Source organism: Lentzea alba (assembly GCF_011067745.1).
Lineage (GTDB): Bacteria > Actinomycetota > Actinomycetes > Mycobacteriales > Pseudonocardiaceae > Lentzea > Lentzea alba.
Window position 1 is genome coordinate 41445 of the sequence record NZ_JAAMPJ010000019.1, and the last position, 20935, is coordinate 62379.

The window sequence follows — 20935 nt, forward strand, 5'->3', positions numbered from 1 at the left end:
TCGCCGCTCATGGCCAAGGGGAACGTCAACACCAACCCACCGCCGAACACGAACCCGGCGCCGAATCCGACGTCGGCTCCCCCGACGACGGGCACCGGTGGCGGCGGGCCGACGGGCAACAGCGGCTACTCCATGAACGACTCCTCGATGCAGGGGTTGCAGAACAAGGCGGGTGACCTGGGGTCCCGGCTGTCGAGCATTTCCAGCGGCCTGCGCGGCCTGAACTTCAGCGGCAACGCGCTCGGCCCGATCGGCCTGTTCGCGGTGCCGGCGCTCAACGCGTCCAACGACAACGCGGTGTCGCAGGCGGACAAGGGCGCCAAGGCGTTCACCGACGTCCAGTCCGGCCTGAAGGCCACGCACCAGACGTCGGTCACGACGGACACGAACCAGGGCAGCAACTTCAAGTCGGTCGACACGACCACCAACGCCAAGCCGCCACCCGGCGGCGGCGTGAACGTCAACAACCTCAGCTCGCAGGGCAAGAACGTCACCGACCCCACGGCGGTCAAGGGCGGCGGCGTCCACACGCCCGGCCTCAACACCCAGGGCGGTCCCAAGGTCACCGGCCCCACGGCGGTCAAGGGCGGCGGCGTCAACACCCCCGGCCTCAACACCCAGAGCGGCCCGAAGGTCACCGGCCCCACCGCCGTCAAGGGCGGCGGCGTCAACACCCCCGGCCTCAACACGGCCGGCGGCCCCTCCGTCAGCACCACGCCGAACGTCAAGGGTGGTAGCGGCGTCAACACGCCAGGCCTCAACACGGCCGGTGGTCCTTCCGTCAGCACCACGCCGAACGTCAAGGGTGGTAGCGGCGTCAACACGCCAGGCCTCAACACGGCCGGCGGCCCATCGGTCGGTGCCACGCCCAACGTCAAGGGCGGCAACACTTCTGTCGGCGGTCGCCTCAACCCGCAGGGCGGTCCCTCGGTCGGCACGACGCCGAACGTCAAGGGCGGCAACGGTCCTGTCATCGGTGGGCTGACCACGCCCGGCGGAACCCCCGTCGGCGCGACGCCCAACGTCAAGGGCGGCAACGGCCCCGTCGGCACCGGCGGCGTGAAAACGCCGGGCGGCCCCGCTGTCGGCGCACCCCCGATCGTCGGCGGCACGCCCGGCGCGGCGTCACCGAAGCCCGGCAGCACGCCCGGCGGCGGTGGCAAGGCAGGCGGCGTCCCCACCGTGCCCGGCAGCGCGACCCCAGGCACGGGCGGCAAGTCCGGCGTGACAGCTCCCAGCCCGCAGAACGCCGTGACCTCGCCCTCGACCGGCGGCTCCCGCGGCGCCACCCCTCCCGGCACCCCGCCGCCCATGGCGCCCCCGATGGCTCCGGGCACCCCCGGCGCGACCGGCGGCGACCGCGGCGGCAGCAAGTTCGGCACGGGCGCCGGCAAGGGCGTGTTCGACGCCCCCAAGCCCGGCACGCCCGACAGCACCATCTCCAAGGCCCCGCCCAGCACCACCTCGACTCCCCCGCCCGCGCCGAAGCCGACCATCCCAGGCACGCCCGGCACGACCCCAGGTGCCACGCCCGGCACGACTCCCGGTGCGACGCCGGGTTCGCCGACCCCAGGTTCGCCGACCCCAGGTTCGGCGACGCCGGGTTCGGGCGCCCCCAAGCCCGGCGGCATTCCCGCCACCCCCGGCACCCCAGGCAGCCCGGCCCCGACGACGCCCGGCCAGCAGAGCTCCGTGACGTCCCCGTCCACCGGCGGCCCGCGCGGCGCCACCCCCGGCATCACGCCACCCGTCTCGGCCAACCCAGGCGCCGCAGCCCCGCCCATGGCACCCGGCGCAGGCGCGAGCCCCGCCGCCACCGGCACGGAACGCGGTGGCAACAAGTTCGGCGGCCCAACCGGCGCCAAGGGCGTGTTCGACGCTCCCAAACCGCCCACCCCGGACAACACCATCACCAGGGCACCGGGCACCTCTCCGTCAACGCCCCCACCGGCCCCGAAGCCGACCCCGCTGACCCCACAGCCAACCTCAACCGCGCCTCCCACCAACGCACCGGGCACCACCACCGCCCCACCGCCCCAGTCGCGCCCGGCCCCGGCCACCAACGCGCCGTCCCCCCAGACGCCGCCTCCCACCACCGCACCACCCACCCAATCGCGTCCGGCTCCAGCCGCGCCGCCGATCAGCACACCGCCTGCGAACACGCCGCCCCCCAGCACCACGCCGCCCCCGCAGACGCCGCCCCCCAGCACCAACACCGCACCACCCACCCAGACGCGCCCAGCTCCGACCGCACCGCCGGTCAACACGCCGTCCCCCGCGCCGAACACGCCGTCGCCAAGGCCGGACGCCACTCCGTCCACCCAGCCACCGAGGGCCGACACGGCACCGCCGGCCCAGACGCGCCCGGCCCCGGCCGCACCGCCGGTCACCACACCGCCTGCGCCCACCCCCGCGACGAACGTCCCGCCCGCCAACACCGCGCCACCCACCGAATCGCGCCCGGCTCCCGCCGCGCCCCCGGTCAACACGCCTCCCGCGAACACGCCGTCACCCACGCCCGCGCCGAACGTGCCGCCCACCAACACGGCACCGCCCGCCGACTCACGCCCGGCCCCGTCCGCGACCCCCGTCACCACGCCCTCTGCGAACACGCCGTCGCCCACCCCAGCGACGAACGTGCCGCCCACCAACACGGCACCACCCGCCCAAACGCGCCCGGCTCCGGCCGCGCCACCGGTCACCACACCGCCGCCCGCGCCGAACACCACCCCGTCCACCCAGCCACCGAGCACCGACACGGCACCGCCGGCCCAGACACGCCCGGCCCCAGCCGCACCGCCGGTCACCACGCCGCCTGCGAACACGCCCTCGCCCACCCCCGCGACTAACGTGCCGCCGGTCAACACCGCACCGCCCGCCGAGTCGCGCCCGGCTCCCGCCGCGCCCCCGGTCAACACGCCGCCTGCGAACACGCCGCCGGCCAACCCCGCACCACCCACCGATTCACGCCCCGCCCCGGCCGCACCGCCGATCAACACGCCTCCCGCGAACACGCCGCCGCCCACCCCCGCGACGAACGTCCCACCCACCAACGCCCCCTCCACCACGCCCAACCCCGGCGATTCGGCCGTCAAAACGCGTCCGGCCCCCGCGCCGACCGTGCCCTCGCCATCGGCCAACACCACGGCGAACAACGACGCCGCTCCCGGCCTCGTCGTAACGCCGCCGATCGCCACACCGGCACCGAACCCCGGCCCGAACGTGCCGCCGCGCTCGAACACGGCCCAGTCCGACAGCGACTCCGACAGCGACACCGAGTCCGTGTACCAGGACGCCCTGGAGCCGAGCGCCGAGCAGCGCGTGGAGGGCTACCGGGCCGACGACCCGAAGAAGGACTCGCGCTGGCAGGAGACCCCGCAGGGCTTCGAGTACAAGCCGAACGAGCCGTCGCCGTTCGTCGGCATCCAGGTCGACGCGGACACCACGGTCGGCCTGACGCCGTACATGGCCAAGCAGTGGTTGGCGGACAACGGGATCGACGTGCCGCCTAGGAGTGGTGTCGACGCGACGATCATGCCGCTGCTCTACGACCCCGCACTGGGCGGTGGCGGCCGCAGGCCCGAGGTGTACGGCATCGACGACGCCGCGGACTTCCACAACGAGATGATGGGTGTGGCTCGCGACCAGCACATCCAGGGCCAGCAGGACCTGGTCGACGCGGTGAACGACGTCGCCAACCACATCACCACGCAGTACCCGCCGGGCGACTTCGCCTACGTCGGGCTGGGGCGCAGTCCGGCGGCCGTGGTCGCCGCGCTGCAGAACCAGGGGCACCCCGCGGTGTCCATCCCGCTGTCGAACTTCCGGCCGCCGCCCGCGGACCCGAACTCGATCCTCGCCCCGTCGTACGAGGCGCACGGCGGCAAGGTCCAGCCGTTGAACGCCGACCAGCAGAACATGCTCAACCAGCACTTCGACGAGTTCCTGGGCAGCCTTCCCCCCGGCAAGAACGTGGTGCTGATCGACTACACCCAGGGCGGTCTGTCGCTGGTGTCGGCGCAGCACCACCTGCAGAACTACCTGAACGACACCAAGCCGGGCGCGAACGTGCACGCGTTCGCGATGCACCAGGACATCGACACCGCCAACCTCGGCAAGACGGTCGACTCCGCCACGAAGCCCGGGTCGTGGACCCAGGCCGCCTGGGAGACGGTCGTGGACACCGACCGCAAGGCGAGCAGGCAGGAGTGGGACAGCCGCTTCGAGGCTTACCCGATCACCAAGGAGAACCCGCTCGGCGACGCGTTCCGCAAGGAGGTCTTCGACGACCTCGCCGAGTACGGGTCGTACAAGATCCTCGACCAGACCCCGGACACGTTCCAGCAGGACCGCCCGCACAAGGACCACAACACTCCCCCCGGCACCACGACGGGCTACGAGGTGCTGAGCGACGCCGTCCGGGAGGGCAGCCCCGCCACGACGCAGGGCACGGCCGACGCGGACGTCGAGTCGCAAAGCGACACGGACAGCGACAGCGACAGCGATACGGACACCGACACCGACGTGGACACCCGTTCCGCGCCGCCCCAGAACACGCCGCCGCCCGCTCCTCCGGCACCTCCCGCACCACCGGCGCCGAACGCAGACACGAACGCAGATACGAAGACAGACACCAAGTCCGACTCCGACACCAAGACCGACGCCCCGCCGAAGGAGGTCCGCAGCGGCGGCGCCCCGCCCGCCATGACGCCGCCGACCCCGGAGTCCCACCAGGGCAAGGACGTTCTCACCGACCAGTCGTGGCGCCACGACCCGGCCAAGACCGCCGACTGGTCCCAGCCGAACAACCCGGCCGACCGCAGCACCTGGGCCGACCGCCGCAACGACACCGACGTCCGCACCGTCGACCAGGTCGTCCACGACGTCCGCACGGACAGCACGCCGTCGGACATCAAGTCCTACAAAGGACTCATCAACTACGACCTGCGCCGCATCGAGACGAGCCCCGGCAACTTCGTGCAGGAGTACACCGTCAAGGTGCACGTCGACCCTGCCGCGAACACCGACCCGGCCGTCGTGCAGCAGGTCAAGGACAACGCCACCAACGGCGTCAACAACCTGCTGAACCAGGGTTTCCGGCTGCCGAGCGGCGACCAGTTCCACCTCAACCTCGAGTTCACCGACAACAAGGCCGACGCGCACACCAGCATCAAGGTCGACCCGAACAACCCGAACGTCGACCAGACCAACTGGAACCCGGACACCAGCCCCGAGGTCCTCGCTCACGAAACCCTGCACTACCTGGGTGTCCCGGACGAGTACAAGGACTCAAGCCGCGTCTTCCAGCAGCACGACACCAACTCCGGCGTGCACCAGAACGACGGCGGCATGATGGGCGCCGACGTCCACCTGGACGACCCCGGCGTCCGGCCGCGCCACCTGTGGCTGATCGAGAACACCGCCAACAGCCAGGTCATGGTGCCCGACACCAGGCTGGAGCCCCCCGGCCCGGCCACCGTGCCACCCCCGCCGGGCTGGACCCCGCCCGCCGACACCCCGCCCGACACCAGGTCCGTCCCAAGCTCCGATGTGGACGTCGAGGGCGACACCCGGCCGGCACCTCCGCCGTCCATGCCCGGTGCCTTCCCCTCTGACGCCGACGTGGACACCCGCCCCCACCAGACGCACCTGCCGAACCTGGACAGCGTCGGACTGGTCGAGTCGGTGCTGCGCAGCGCGGCGTTCCAGAACGCGCCGGTCCCGAACGCGTCACCACTGGTCGGCATCAGCGATGTTAAGTCCACTGTGGACACAATTCTGGACGACATCCGGCAGAACCCGCAGAACCACGACTACCCCGGACTGAACGCGCCCGGCCTGTCGAACTGGGTCGCGAGCAAGGTCGACGCGGACACGCTGGCGAAGTTCCACCCCGACCTGGAACCGAACCCGGGCTCCCCCAACACCGACGCCAAGGTGCAGCAGTGGCAGGCCGCGGTCGCGAACGACCTCGCCGCCGGGTCGTCGAAGCGCTGGGACGTGGTGAACGCCGGCCTCGACACCGACGGCATGACCCCTGGCGACGTCGACGTGGTCAACCACGTAACCCAGTCGGTGAAAGAAAACGGGGCGTTGCCGACGTCGGCCGACCTGGTCGCCAAGGGCATGCAGACGCCGTCGTGGAACGACTCGCAGGTCGGCCAGCACCTGCCTGACACGGTCGCACAGGCGTTGGACGTGCAGCTCGTCGTCGACAACAACGGCGTGCAGACCGTCCACGGCCAGCCGTTCGCGCCGCAGGTGCAGGTCAACTCGCAGAACGGCACGTTCGGCGCGCTCGGTGGTCCGACGCCGCAGGAAGTGCGCGCCGGTATGGAGGCCTGGCTCGCGGGCAAGTCGTCCGCGGAGGTCAACCAGACCATCGGCGACCTGTACAAGGGCCGCCAGGACGAGGGTCTGTACAACGCGGCCAAGGACACGCAACTGATCAAGCGCGCGGCCGCGCACCCGAACGGTCCGCAGGGTTTCATCAACGACCTGATGGAACGGTCGGCGGACCTGCAGAACCGGATCGACGACGCGAAGTCGAAGGCCTCCTGGAAGCCCGACGCGCTCCAGACCGCGCAGGAGCGCGCGCAAACGGCCCAGAGCAAACAGGACGTCGCAACGCTCACCGATCTCCTGAACAGCACCAACAACCAGATCGACACCCTGCAGGCCGCAGGCCCCAGGCTGGGCATGACCCACGCCATCGACACCTACGTCGCGGGTCCGAACGCGGACGGGCTCAAGAAGTTCAAGCCGCCCGCGCTCGCCCAGCTAGACGCCCACCTGACCGAGCAGATCGCGGCGGCGGAGAACGCCGGGTTCGACACCGCGGACCTGAAGGCTCTGCACGAGCGGGTGCAGAACGAGACGGCCGCGCGAGCCGCGGAGGCCCAGGTCATGCGGCACGGTGTGGCCGCGCTGACCGCCCAGGTGGACCGCGCCAACCAGGTGTTGCAGGACTTCCGCGACGGCAAGGAAGACCACGCCGGTTTCAACGGCTTCATGAACCGCTGGTTCGGCACCGGCGAGGACCACAGCTCCTTCGACTTCGACGGCAAGATCGCCGAGGCCGAGGCGCTGGTGAAGCAGTCCGAACAGCAGCTGTCGTTCGCGACCAACCCCGAGTACAGCAGTCGCTTCGAGCGGGCCGAGAACATCCATTCGAGGATGGAACGGCTCGAGCAGTTCAACGAGAACCTCAAGCAGATGGCGCAGCGCGAGGCGGAGCGCAACGCCGCGATGCAGGAAGCCCGAGCAAGCCGCGACGCACAGCCAGACCTCGACGTGCAGTCAGACCTCGACGTGCAGCCGGACAGCCCTCAGGTCACCCCGCGGCAGGAGCACGCGGCGTTCAAGGCCTCGCTGTTCGGCAAGTCCTCCGCCGAGCTCGACGACCTGGCCGAGCAGTACCGCGACAACCCGGACCGCTCGTACGAGATCAACCAGATGTCCCGCAACCTGGAGATCGCCCAGAAGGACGGCGGCATCGGGCAACACCTGCGGGACCTCCAGGGCGAGATCAGCAGCACGCACAACCAGATCGGCGACCTGAAGCACCTCACCGACGCGCTGCCGGACGCGTGGAAGACCGAACTGATGCGCACCGACCAGGCCCAGCGCCAGGCGGAGCAGCAGAACCTCAAGCAGCACGAGGCGGAGCTCACCAACGAGCTGAACAGGCTGCAGCACGACCGCAACGACGCGCTCACCGCATATGCGATGACGCTGCCCTCCGACCCGAACGCGCCGGGCTGGCAGGTGGTGACGCCCCAGGACGTCGTGGACCTCGAGAGCCACGTCGCCGACCTGATCAACGACGCACGTACCGGCGGCCAGCCGACTCCGGACCTGGATCGGCTGTACGACCAGATCCAGGAGATCCGGGCCCTCGACGCGGGCGTGCCCCAGCGGCCGGAGACCCCGCCGGCCCAGCCGGACAACGACGTCCAGGACCGCACCCCGCCGACCGAGCCCGCACCGGCGCCCGAACCCCGCCCGCGGCCGTTCATGCAGGACCCGTCGGCACGGCCCGCGAACCCGGACGTGGACCTCGTCGTCCCGGGCGGCCTCGACCCCGTCCAGGAGGGCACGCCGACGCGCTCGTTCGCGGCTTCGCTCTACGGCCTGGACACCGCGGCGCTGCGTGAACTGCAGCAGAACCCGGCGTACGCGAGCACCCCGGACCGCGCGGCCGCGATCCAGAACGCGATCGACATCTCTCGCCACGCCGGTCCTCCGTGGATCTACGACCAGCAGACGCAGGTCGCCCAGCAGGGCCTGGCCAAGGCCGAGGCCGCCCGCGCCCGGTGGAACACCGCCGACGTGGTGCCCGACGTCCTCAAGACCCAGTCGATGCTGGACGAGCAGGCGGCCCGCCGGGAGCGCGCGGACCGCGACGTCCAGTGGCACCAGAACCGGGTCGACCAGTTCACGAACAACCGCGACGCGTCGCTCACCGCCTACGCACTGCAGCAGCCTGCCGACCCGAACGCGCCCGGCTGGCGCCAGTTCAGCGACAGCGACATCGCGGCCGTGCAGAGCCATGTCGAGCAGCAGATCCAGAACGCGGAGGCGGGCGGTCACCCGACCGACCACCTCACGAACTTCCTGGACTTCACCCATCAGCTCCAGGACGAGCGGGGCCGGCAGGACACGCGCCCGGCGCCGCCGAACAGCGACACCACGACCGAGGCGCGCGCCGACGTGCCGCCGGCTCAGGTGCGCAGTGGTGGCGCGCCGCCCGCGATGATCCCGCCGACCCCGGAATCCCACCGGGGCAGGGACGTCATCACCGACGAGTCGTGGCGGCACGACCCCGCGAAGACCGCGGACTGGTTCGCCCCGAAGGACCCGGCCGACCGGAGCAGCTGGGCCGACCGCAGGGACGGCAAGAACGTCCGGACGGTCAACCAGACCGTCCACGACGTGAAGACGTCCAGCACGCCCACGAACATCAAGTCCTACAAGGGACTCATCAACTACGATCTGCGCCGCATCGAGACGAGCCCCGGCAACTTCGTGCAGGAGTACACCGTCAAGGTGCACGTCGACCAGGCGTTGGGCACCGATCCCGCGGTCGTCGAGCAGGTCAAGCAGGACGCCGCGAAGGGCGTGAACGACCTGCTGAACCAGGGTTACCGGCTGCCCAGCGGTGACCAGTTCCACCTCAACCTCGAGTTCACCGACAACAAGGCCGACGCGCACACCACCGTCAAGGTCGACCCGAACAACCCGAACGTCGACCAGACCCACTGGCAGCCCGGCACCAAGCCGGAGGTCCTCGCCCACGAGACGTTGCACTACCTCGGCATTCCGGACGAGTACAGCGACAAGTCCCGGGTCTTCCAGCAGCACGACACGAACTCGGGGGTCCACAAGGACGACGGCGGCATGATGGGCGCCGACGTCCACCTCGACAACCCCGGTCTGCGGCCGCGGCACCTGTGGCTCGTCGAACGCACCGCCAACAGCCAGGTCATGGTCCCCGACACGAGGCTGGAGCCCGCCGGCCCGGCCACCGTGCCGCCGCCCGCGGGATGGACGCCGCCGAGCCAGGACACGAAGTCCAGTCCCGGCGCCAAGCCCGGCACGGCAACGGACGTCGAGGGCGACACCCGCCCGATGAAGCGCAGGCACGACGCGGTCGACCAGACCACCGCTCCCGCGCCCGACGATCACAAAGACAAGCGCCAGGCCGGCAACCAGACGTGGACCGAGCCCGGTCCGAGCAACGCCGGCACGTCGATGGACGTCGACAGCCAGGTCACGGTCACCCCCATCGCCGAGGTGCCGTCCATCGGCGAGGTGAACTTCAAGTACAACAACGCGTTCGCCGACCTGGTGAACGGCAGCAACCCCGAGCTGCCCACCAAGGACTCGTACCTCGGCAAGCTCAAGGAGAGCGTCGAGGCGAACAAGCAGCCGTCGTTCGTCGTCAACATGATCGTCAACCACGCGCAGCTGAACACGCCCGGCAACGACATCGAGGCCGTCGTGCAGGCCATGACGGCGGACGCGGGCGACCTGAAGAACAACATGGTCTTCGTGGTCGGCGTGAACGGCAAGGCCGCGGACATCGCCGCCATGCGGGCGGCCATCGAGACGGCGAACGCCAAGATCGCCGGACGGCCCGAGGCCATCGCGATCGTTCAGCTGAACAACCCAGTGCCGACCGCGAAGTCGGCCACGTTCCCCTACGGAACGATGCGCAACGAGACGATGACCGGCAACGCCACGAAGTACGCGGTCGGCGCGTTGCTGGACAAGGGCTCGCACCCGTACATCTCGATCCAGGACTTCGACACCGGCTCGCGCACGGTGGCCGGTGGCCAGAAGGACATCTTCAACCACTTCACCGACTCGATGAACACCGACGTCGGCCCGGTCCGGCCGTTGCTGTTCGCGGGTGGTTACCGGGTCGACGACGAAACCCAGTTCCTGGCCGACATCAACAACCGCATCAACTCGGAGCAGCGCAAGCTCGACGAGGAGGCCGTGAAGCTGGCGGCCGACAGGGCGGCTCTCGACGCCGAGGCGGAAGCCCTCGCGCAGAGCAACCCCGACAAGAAGACGCGCGAGGCGCACGACAAGAAGGAAAAGGCGCTCGTAAAGAAGGAGAGGGCGCACACCGCCGACACGAAGGCCCTCGTCACGGCGCGGGCCGAGGTCGTCAAGCCCGACTTCGTCGACCGGTTCCACCAGGCCATGCGCGACGACATGGACGCGCGGGTCCGGCTGTCCACCACGAGCCCGCTGCTGGCGTACATGCCGGAGCCGAACCTCTTCGTCGACGCCGTCGTCCCGCTGGTCGACCCGAACGTCAAGTTCAGCGACAACGCCTCCGAGTTCAACGGTCTCAGCCAGTCGATGAACACGTTCGCCGCGACCGAGATCGTCGAGATCAACGAACGCGAGTCCACCGGGATCGATCAGCAGGACCGCAACGAGAACATCGCGTCCGGTTCAGCCGTCGACGGCGCCACGAACCGCAACCCGTACCGAGGCGAGACCTTCTCCACCGACTTCGTCAACGGCGCGGCCGGCACCGACCTGTCCCGGATCGGGCTGAGCTTCGCCAAGCAGAAGGGCGACGACTGGGCCCAGTCGCACGTCAACTACGACTCCACACCCGGCCGGTTCTTCGGTGGTCCTCCCGGAGCGGCGGACAGGGCGGCCAAGCAGGGCACGTCTCCCGCGAACATCCGCAACGAGTTCCAGAACAGGCCGCACGAGCGACGCGAGCCGCAGCAGCTGAAGGAACACACCTACACCGACCCGGACCACCACACGGGCGTCCAGACGCACGTGAGCACCGAGGGCGGCTGGACACCGACCCCGGAGGACGCGCGCAAGCTGGGCTGGCAGGACAAGAACACGCTCGACAAGAACGTCTCGGTCCCGCTGAAGGACGGCCACGGCTACTCGGGCCTCGACCCCCAGGCCACTCCCCCGCCGGCGGCTGCCGGACCGTCCACGGCCGTCGACGCTCCGCCCGCCAAGGGAAAGGGCAGGCAGCCGAAGAAGACGGCAGCGGAAAAACAGGCAGAGGAAGCGAAACTGCCGCCCTACGAGCCCGGCACGAAGCAGCACAAAATGGCTGCGATGGTGGAGTTGGCGCTGTCGGACAACAACAGCACCGTCACCCGCGTGTTCGGCACGCTCGAACACGGTGTCCTGCCGATCGCGCTCCCGCCGAGGAAGGACGGCCTGTACAACGCGGTGCACCAGGCCATGGGCAGCCCCCAGGGCCAGACGCCGGCGGGCCTGCGCCAGGGTGCCGTGCAGCAGGGGTCCACCGCCTCGACCAGCACGACCACGGACATCGCGCGGTTCCGGCAGCAGCACGACCTCGCGAACGGCCACCTGGCCGCCGCGATGCTCGAACCGGTTCCGGCGCGGCACGTCCCCATCCACCCGAAGTACGGGCCCGGCACCGGCGTCGTGCCAGTCGACAACACCGGGACGCCCGGTCACGAGTTGGACGCGGACGAACGTGCCGCCCAGGACCAGGTCGACGCCGCGGAACAGGCAGCGGACAACCAGAAGCTGGCCAAGGCCGAGGAGCTGGCGGTCCGGCTGCTCGCGACCGAGATCGGCCGGCCGATCCGCGTCCACGGCCCCGGCTGGCCTGCCACGGCGATCGAGCCGTTCACCGAGAGCTCGCTGTCGCCGCTGGACATCGACGCGACTCCGAACGACAACGGCAGGACCACCTTCTCCCCGCACGACCCGGCGAACGCGACACCGTCGCAGTCGACCGACGACCACGGCCCCGGCCCGTCCACCCAGCTGGGGTCGGGCATGGCCGACCTGGCCCTCGACGCCGACTCCGACATGGACGTCGACGAGGACCTCGAGACGCGTCAGGCGCCGCCGAGGCCGACGCCGAACCCGGTCATCCCGATGATCACGCTGACCCCGCCCGAGGTCGGGCAGGTGATGCCGGGACAGCAGAACCTGCCGGAGTTCTTCCAGGGCAACAAGGCGCTCGGCACGATCGCGGCAACCGACGTGCGCGGTGCCGAGCAGGTCACCAACGCGATCGGGAACCTCAAGCCCGCCGACGCCGCCCGCATCCAGCAGGCGCTCACCGGCAACTTCGAGTCGTTCCTGGACAACGGCCGCAACTTCCAGGTGAAGATCGGCAACACCTGGTACGAGGCGAACGTCCGCGCCACCATGCAGGCGCAGACCGACACCGCGCCGGTGGACGTGCCGACCGTCAAGGTCGACGGCACCGCGCAGTCGGGCAACTCGTCCTCGACGACGCACACCGTCGCCACGGCCAACGACATCGGTGGCTCAGCCGTGGCCGGCGTCGCGATGGGCCCGTACGGGTCACTGGGCGGCAAGGCGCAGTTCGCCACGCCCGCGCAGTCGCAGAACACGTCGTCGGCGCTCACCGACCAGCGGATCATCCGCGCCGGCGAGGGCTCGACCCAGTCGACCGTGCGGGTGTCGTACGACATCACGCTCACCGACGCGAACGGCGACGTCCGGACGATCGACCCGGTCAACACCGGCACGGACGTCACGCTGCAGATCCCGAACGACCTCGCCACGATCACCGGTTCCGGCAACACGTCCGCCGCGGTCACCCCACCGGACGCCAACTGGGGCGCGAAGATCGAGCACCCCGCGCCCGAGACGGTGTCGCTGGACAACCAGCAGAAGGCGTTCGACGACGTCGCACGCAAGCTGCACCCGTCGATCGTCAAGATCGGCGCGCCCGGCCGTGAGGCGCTGCAGAACTTCCTGAGCCCCACGTCCATGCGCAACAACATGGGCGCGATGCTCGGTGGCGCGTACGTGACCTCGCCGGACCTGATCAGCCCGCACGCGAGCAAGGGCGCCGCGGTGCAGATGACCGCGAAGCTGCAGACCGCGGAACTCGTCGGTACGCACGACAGTTCCGTGCTGCGCCTGCACGAAACCACGTCGCACAGCAGTGGTGTGTCCTCGACGACCAAGTCCGGTGGCGACGTCACCGCCGGGTTCGGCGGCAACATCGGCGTGCCCAATGCGGTCGGCGGCCAGGTCGGCGCCACCCTCGGCTACTCCGCGCGCGTCGCGGAGAACGTCAACGCGGGCATCAACACCACCCACAAGAGCGGCATCCAGGTCAAGGGCCAGACCGGTCTGTACAAGGTGACCGCCGAGGTCGAGGTCCGCACTCCCAGCGGTGCCAACGTCAAGGTCCCCGTCACCACCTACATGAGGATGGGTCTGCCCGAGGCCGGCGCGCTCGGCCTGCCCACGCCTGACGGCACCCGCAACTCGACGGTCGACGAGACCAACAAGGGCAAGAAGTTCCCGCCGCCGTACCTGGGTGGCGCGATCGCCGCGGGCAACGCCAAGGTCGGCGAGTTCGAGGCGGCGGCGCAGGTGCAGACCCAGGTCGAGGACGCGCTGCGCGGCCTGCCCGGTTTCGGGAAGTTCCTGCCGAACTGGAACGACCCGAACGCGAACCCGCGCAGTGGCAAGGGCAAGGGCTTCGCGGACGTCGCCGAGCAACTCGCGAACCAGCGCAAGCTGACCTCGCAGCTCTCGCCGGCGGCGTTGAGGAACAACATGGACAGCCTGATGGGTCCCGGCGTCCAGGTGCAGTTGAAGAACAGCGGCAAGACCACCAACACCTACGTCAACGTCACCGTCAAGGCGAAGCTGACCAACCCGCAGCACCTCGGGCAGGCCGACGCGCGCAACGTCCGCGACGCGTCGTCGACCGGCCCGAAGCTGGACGCCTCCACCACGACCACCAAGGGCTGGAGCGGTGGCGTCGAGGGCAAGGTGGTGATCCCCGCGAAGACGGATATCGCGACGCTGACGCCCACTCCGCAGTTCGGGGTGAAGTACAACCACGCGTGGTCGGACAAGACCGCGGCCGGTCCGACGGTCAACTCGACCTCGCTCAACGTCGGCAGCCCGGACGCCCAGGTGTTCCGGCACGACGTGGAGTTCGACGTCGAGATCACCACGTTCACCCGGCCGCGGGCGTGGGTGCGCCGCGTCGTGCCCGGCGCTCCCGGATTCCACGCGCCGGAGCAGCACACGGTGGCGAGCACCGGCGCCGGTGATCTCAAGCCCGTCAAGGGCGGGGTCAACCTGTGGGTGTCGGACAGCTCCACTTTGGACACCGATCCGGGCAAGGGCTTCGAGCCTGGCACGCCCGAGTTCCGGAAGCTCAAGGACGCGCCGACCGTCAAGGAGTTGCTGAGCACCAAGCCGAAGGAGAAGGCGCCGGACTTCCTGCACGTGGAGGCCGTCGCGAACACGACGGCGCTGCGCGACCAGGCCATCGACGCGCTCAACCGGGCCGCCAAGGGCGACTCCGCGCTGACCGTGCCGGGCACGGCGTCGCGGGCGCAGATCGACAAGATGTTCTCCCCGGAGAACATCAAGGCGAACCTGCGCACGCTCACCGAGACCGGCATCCAGGAACAGGGCCTCAAGTACGACCGCCGGATCACCGACCGCACGGGCGCGATCGGCGTGTCGTTCCAGCTGAGCCACCCGAAGATCGTGTCCATTTCGGACAACACCGCGACCGAGAACGCCTCCACCGGTGGCTACAAGGCGGGCTCGTCGTCGTCCACCAACCGGTCGGTCGACATCACCGCCGGCGTCAACGTGCCGATCAAGCCGAACGTCACTCCCCCGCCCGCCGGTGAGCCCACGCCCACCAGCGGCGCCGGTGGTGTCGCGGTGGCCGGCAAGGTCACGCCGTGGGCGGACTCGAAGTCGTCGTCGAACGAGATCGGCGGCGCCGTCGACCGCAACTTCGTGACGCCCGCCGGCGGCCGCACGGTACTGGTGCAGCTCGACGCGGACGTCACCGTCGTCGGTGAGAGCCGCGCCGCGAACTTCATCGCGGGCAGCACGCCTCGAGCCGAGGGCGCGACGATCAGCCTGCCGAACTCGGTGTTCGTGCGCGTGACCGAGGACGTCGCGCGGGACATGGGTCTGCTGCCCGACGTGCAGCCGAAGGTGCCCAAGCCCGACTTCCCGAAGATGGCGCCGCCGGCAACCGTCGCCAAGGGCGAGCCCGGCGCGCTAGGTCTGTCCACTGTGGAGAGCGTGCCGGACCTGTCCGGCGTGGTGTCCAAGCTCTCGAACGACGTCAACCTCAAGACCGCGAAGAGGTTCGGCGACCCGCTGGTGCCGGACTCGGTGCTCAAGGACTCGATGAGCAACCTGCAGCGCCTGGTCGACTTCAGCTCGCCCGCCAGCGTCAAGGCGATGATCGACAGCGCCCTGGACGGCGGCGTGCCGCTGCTGGTGCACCAGCCCGGCACGTTCGGCAAGGACTCGTTCCAGGTCACGTTGCGGGCCAAGGCGGACACGCCCCAGTTCCAGGAGGTCGTCAACGACGGCGTCGAGATGGAGCACACGGCGCAGGGCTCGAAGAAGATCACCGACGGCCAGGGCCGCGGCACCGGCTGGGGTCTCGGCATCAAGGCCCCCGGCCTCGCCGCGCCGGGCAGCGCGAACCCGAACGTGTCCGGCACCGCGGGAGTGGCCGCAGCGGCGAACATCGGTCAGTCCAAGAGCAGTTCGGTCACGAACTCGACGGCCGACCAGTTCAGCCAGTTCCGCGGCGCGAGCGGCCCGGCGGCGCGCTACGCCGTGCCCGTCGAGTTCGAGCTGGTGGTCGAGAAGGGCGACAAGGTCGTCGCCAGGGCGGACAGCGGCCCGCAGGAGATGGTCGTCCGGCTGCACGCGGACAACCAGAAGGTCATGAGCGACGCCGAAACGTCCGCTTACCACGCAGATTCGACTCCGCAACCCGCGGCTGCGGGCACCCCGCAGGCCGCCGCGAACTGGCAGCGGGCGGGCAACCCGGCCACGCTGCCGCCGACGGCGTCGGTGGAGACCCTGCGCGGCGCCCAGGACCTGCGCCAGGCGGCGGTCGACGCGCTGAAGGAAGCGGGCGCGGGCAAGGGGCTCACCGGCAAGGGCACGGGTTCGTTGAACAGCCTGCTGTCGACGCTGAGCCCGGAGAACCTGCAGCCGCACCTGCCGTCGATGCTCTCCGGCCCGCTCGACGTGCCGGGCCTGAAGGAAGCCGCCCTGACGTTCGGGCAGGACGCCGACGTCAAGGTGTACGCGAAGCTGGTCGACCCGTCGCTGGGCTCGCTCAGCGACGGTGTGGCGCTGGAGAACCCGAAGTCGCAGGTCAGTTCGACCAGCGGTGAGGCCAAGGTGGCCGAGACCGGTGATCTGTCCGTCGGCCTCGCCACGGGTGGCGCGGGGATCAAGCAGAACACCGATCCCGGCGACAACGTGGCCGTCGGGGTGAGCGGCGTCGAACTGCGGCACGCGAGCGAGGACTCGTCCGCCGGGTCCGGTGGCCTGACCGACCAGAAGACCAGCAACCTCAAGCCGAAGGACCGGACGGGCCTGGTCCAGTTCGGCGTCGAGTACCGCGTGGTCGCGACGGTCGGCGGCAAGACCGCCGTCGTCGACCTGTCCGTGCCGAACTCGGCGGCCGTGCGCATGCCCGCCGCCGAGGCGCAAACCGTGCTGGGCCACGACTTCGACCCCGAGCTGACCGACGCGCAGACCGAGGTCAAGAAGGCGGCGGACGACTGGCGCAAGGCCGAGGTCGACGTCGACGTGAAGCGCCACGAGGCGCAGCAGGTGATCAACGACGCCGCCGCGAAGCTCGCGAGGAACGACTTCGAGTTCACTCGCGTGCAGATCGACTACAACGCGTCGATCGAACAGCACCTGGACGCGCAGGCGAAGGTTCCGCCCCTGGAAGCCAAGGCGGAGACGGCGCGGCGCGAGGCCGCCCGCACCGAGGCCACCGTCGCGGACCTCACGCCGCGGGTGAACGACCTCCGTTCCGAAGCGCGGGGCGCGTGGTCCCGGGTGACCGCGGCCCAGCTCGACCTCGACGCCAAGGCGAGGGCGGTGTGGTCGCTGGAGAACCAGCCGGCCGAGACTCCTGGCCTCGCGCAGCAGGTGACCGAAGCGCGGCAGAAGCAGGCCGACGCGGAAATCGCGCTGCGGAACGCGAAGGAGACCGCGAACCACGCGCAAACGGTGTTGGCCCAGGTGGAGCGGCAGCTCGCCGACGCCCAGGCCGAGCTGAAGGTCCAGCGCCAGGAGGCCGACGCCCGGCGCGCGGAGCTCATCGCGCAGGAGCAGGCCGCCGCGCAGGCGGACGCGGCCCGCACGTCGGCGGAGACCAGGCACGAGCAGGAGGTGGCCCGTCTCGACGCCGACCGGGTGACCCAGCAGGGCCTGATCAAGGACGCGGAGACCGAGCTCGACGACGCCCGCCGGGCCGCGGACGCGAAGCAGCAGCAGTGGTGGGACAAGAAGGCGGTCGTCGACCAGAAGATCGCCGACTACAACAACCAGCCCACCACGACTTCCAGCAACACGGATGACGGTGGCGGATCGGCCCGGAACAAGGACCTTCCGCCTGTTCCGGACACCTCGAAGTTGCTGCCACCGGTGCCGCCCGCGCAGGACAACCTGGAGGCGGGGCCGAGCCGGGACGTCCAGACGCGTCCGGCGCCGCAGCCGCCCAACGCACCGGCCGTGAGCAGCGAACCGTCCACCGCGCCCACGTCGAACCGTCCGCCGGCCGACCCGAGTCCGTTGCACAGCACCGCGACCAGCGCGCCGTGGTTCGACCCGCGGACGCCGGTCTCCTCACAGGCCATCGCGGACGCCCGCGCCACGACCCCGGCCTCCAGCTGGGTGCGCGGCGAGGACAGCGGTGTCCTCAGCAGCACCACGGTCGGGCCGCACGGCATCACCATGCAGGCCTGGCGCGGTCCGATCGCCTACGACAACCGCGTGCTGAACATCGACGGCGTGCCGGTGCGCGACTTCACCGTGCGCCTGCACCTGAACAACGGCAACGCCGACGTTCAGGACCGCACTCGCGCGGGCGTCGAGGAGATGTTCAACCAGGGTTACCGGCTGCCCGGCGGTGAGCAGTTCCACGTCACCGTCGAGTTCACCGACAACCCCGCGGACGCGCACGCCACGATCGACGTCACCGACGACCCGGAGGGCCGGGCGAACCAGCTCACCTGGCCCGCGCACACGGACTCGCGGCGGCTCGCGCACGAGGTCGGGCACTTCCTCGGCCTGCGCGACGAGTACCTGGAGACCGGCGGCGTGAAGCCGATCTTCCAGCACCAGGACGGCCGGGGCCGCGTCGTCAACGACAACTCCCCCATGACCCAGGGCATCGACCAGGCGGACGCGACGCTCAAGCCGCGGCACCTCCAGCTGGTCGAGGACCGGATGAAGGCGCTGGCGTCGCACAACCCGCCTCAGCCCGCGGTCGAGGACCGGTCCGACGTGCCGCCGCCGAACATGCCCAAGCGCGGCAACGAACACCTGGACGCGCCCGGCGACTCCGTCAAGCGCACCCGCGAGGACCTGGCTGATCTGTCCGTTGAGGACAACGACGTCGCGATGTCCGAGCCGGTCCAGCCGGTCGAGCTGGTCAACGAGAACGGCGTGCACAACGCGGCGTTCCAGAACCTCGCGAACGGGCGGACGCTCACCCCGATCACCGCGGACAACTACCTCGCCCGCACGCGGCAGGGCATCGAGAACAACGAGCCGCCCGCGTTCGTGGTCAGCATGATCGTCCGTGCGGGCGAGCTGGACCAGCTCGACAGCGTGATCAACGGCGTCATGGCCAACACCACCGACCTCAACGGCCGCGTGGCGTTCGTGCTGGGCGTGAACGCCGCGTCACAGGCCGACATCGACACCGCGATCGCCGCCGCCACCCCGGTGGTGAACGGGCACGCGGAGCCGATCGCACTGGTGAGCGTTCCGCACGGGCCCAAGGGCTTCAAGTTCGGCCAGACGCGCAACAGCACGTTGGAGAGCAACGCGCACGAGTTCGCTGTGACCGCGTTGGCCGCCAACGGCACGCATCCGTACGTGTCGGTGATGGACTTCGACGCGGGCGACCGCAGGACGCGGCAGGGCGGGCACGTCTTCGACCACGTCACGCAGCTGATGGACGCCCACGAGCCCGGCCGGGCGGACAGTCCCGACGTGCCGGCGCCATTGCGGCCGTTGATGGTCGGCGGTGGCTACCGCGTGACCGTGACGCCGCAGCAGCTGCAGAACGACGTGCTGACGCGGATCGACAACGACTCGAAGACCACGGACGCGCAGAAGCAGGCCTACCGCGACAAGCTCGCCGAGGAAGGCTTCACCGAACGCTTCGAGCACGCGATCAACGCGGACATGCATGCACGCCGCAACCAGCAGGGCATACACCCGTTGCTGCCGTACACGCCGGAACCGAACCTCTTCTTCGACGGTCTCGTGCCGCTGGCCGACCCGTCGGTGCGGTTCGGCGAGGGTCAGGCGGAGTTCGGGCAGCTCGGCCAGTCGCTGAACAGGTTCTACGCCAAGGAACTGGCCCAGCTGCACACGCCGGCCGACCCGGCGCTGATGGACGAGGCCACCGAACAGGCCCGTGTGGACGTTCAGAACAACCGGCACCCGGTGCGGGGTCAGGCGTTCACGACGGACTTCGTCGCGGGTGACACCGGCACCGACCTGTCCAGGATCGCCTACGGGCTGATCAAGGACGGCAAGCTGCCGCAGTCGCACACGGCGTTGCCGAACGTGTCCGAGCGGTTCCTCGACGGCAAGTCGTCGAAGGCGGGCACCAAGTTCGCGGACGAGCGCGAACGGCTCGGCACCGGCGCGCACGCGGTCGTCGAACCGTTCCTGCCGCCGGCCGACGGGCAGACCACGAACACGTGGAACCCGCCGAAGAAGATGGAGACCCAGCTCGGCGCACCGCAGAAGAACCGGATGAACCCGGCCGTCTCGGCGCCGATGCCCGCGCCGTTCAACCAGATGGCGGCCGGCATCCAGAAGGACCAGAAGGTCGTCGCGGCGCACGGGCTCGTGGCGTCCGACCACGTCAGCCACACGCAGCGGCAACTGCGGTTCCTGAACGAGGACGTGCTGGTCCGCCAGCCGACGCCACCGGTCACGACCAACGGCCTCTACGCGGCCGTCGGGCAGGCCCGCGGCATCGACCCGGCCACGCTGCGCCGGCAGGTGGTGAGCCTGGCCGCCACGCACCAGGCGGTGACCAGGGCCGTGGCCGACTGGACCGTCAGCCGGCCGATGCACCAGGGCCACCTGAACGGCGCGCTGGTGGAGAACGCCAACTGGCACATGCAGGCGGACGGCACCGAGAACGTCGGCGCCGGCAACGCCCGTGACCTGGTCGCACACCTGATCGCCACCCAGCTGAGCGTCAACGTGCGGATCCACCAGGGCGGAGCCACTCCGGTGCTGATCAGGCCGATGGGGCCGCCGTTCGAGGAGACCGTCGACCTCGACATGGTGCTGAACGGCCGCCAGGTCACCTACCGCCCACGTCAGGGGCTACAGCCGGACGTGACGATGCATTAGC

The 20935-nt window shown here is 70.3% G+C and carries 1 protein-coding gene; it reads left to right on the forward strand.

Features of this window, described 5'->3' with window-relative positions; translation table 11 throughout:
• Positions 1–9: 9 nt before the first annotated feature.
• Complete coding sequence (locus G7043_RS44630; RefSeq protein WP_166055295.1) at positions 10–20934, forward strand: hypothetical protein; 20925 nt, start codon at positions 10–12, stop codon at positions 20932–20934.
• The last annotated feature ends 1 nt before the right edge of the window (position 20935 follow it).

What these genes read in the sequence shown, in the direction of transcription:
- G7043_RS44630 (WP_166055295.1), top strand. Translation starts at nt 10, where the DNA reads ATGGCCAAGGGGAACGTCAACACCAACCCACCGCCGAACACGAACCCG.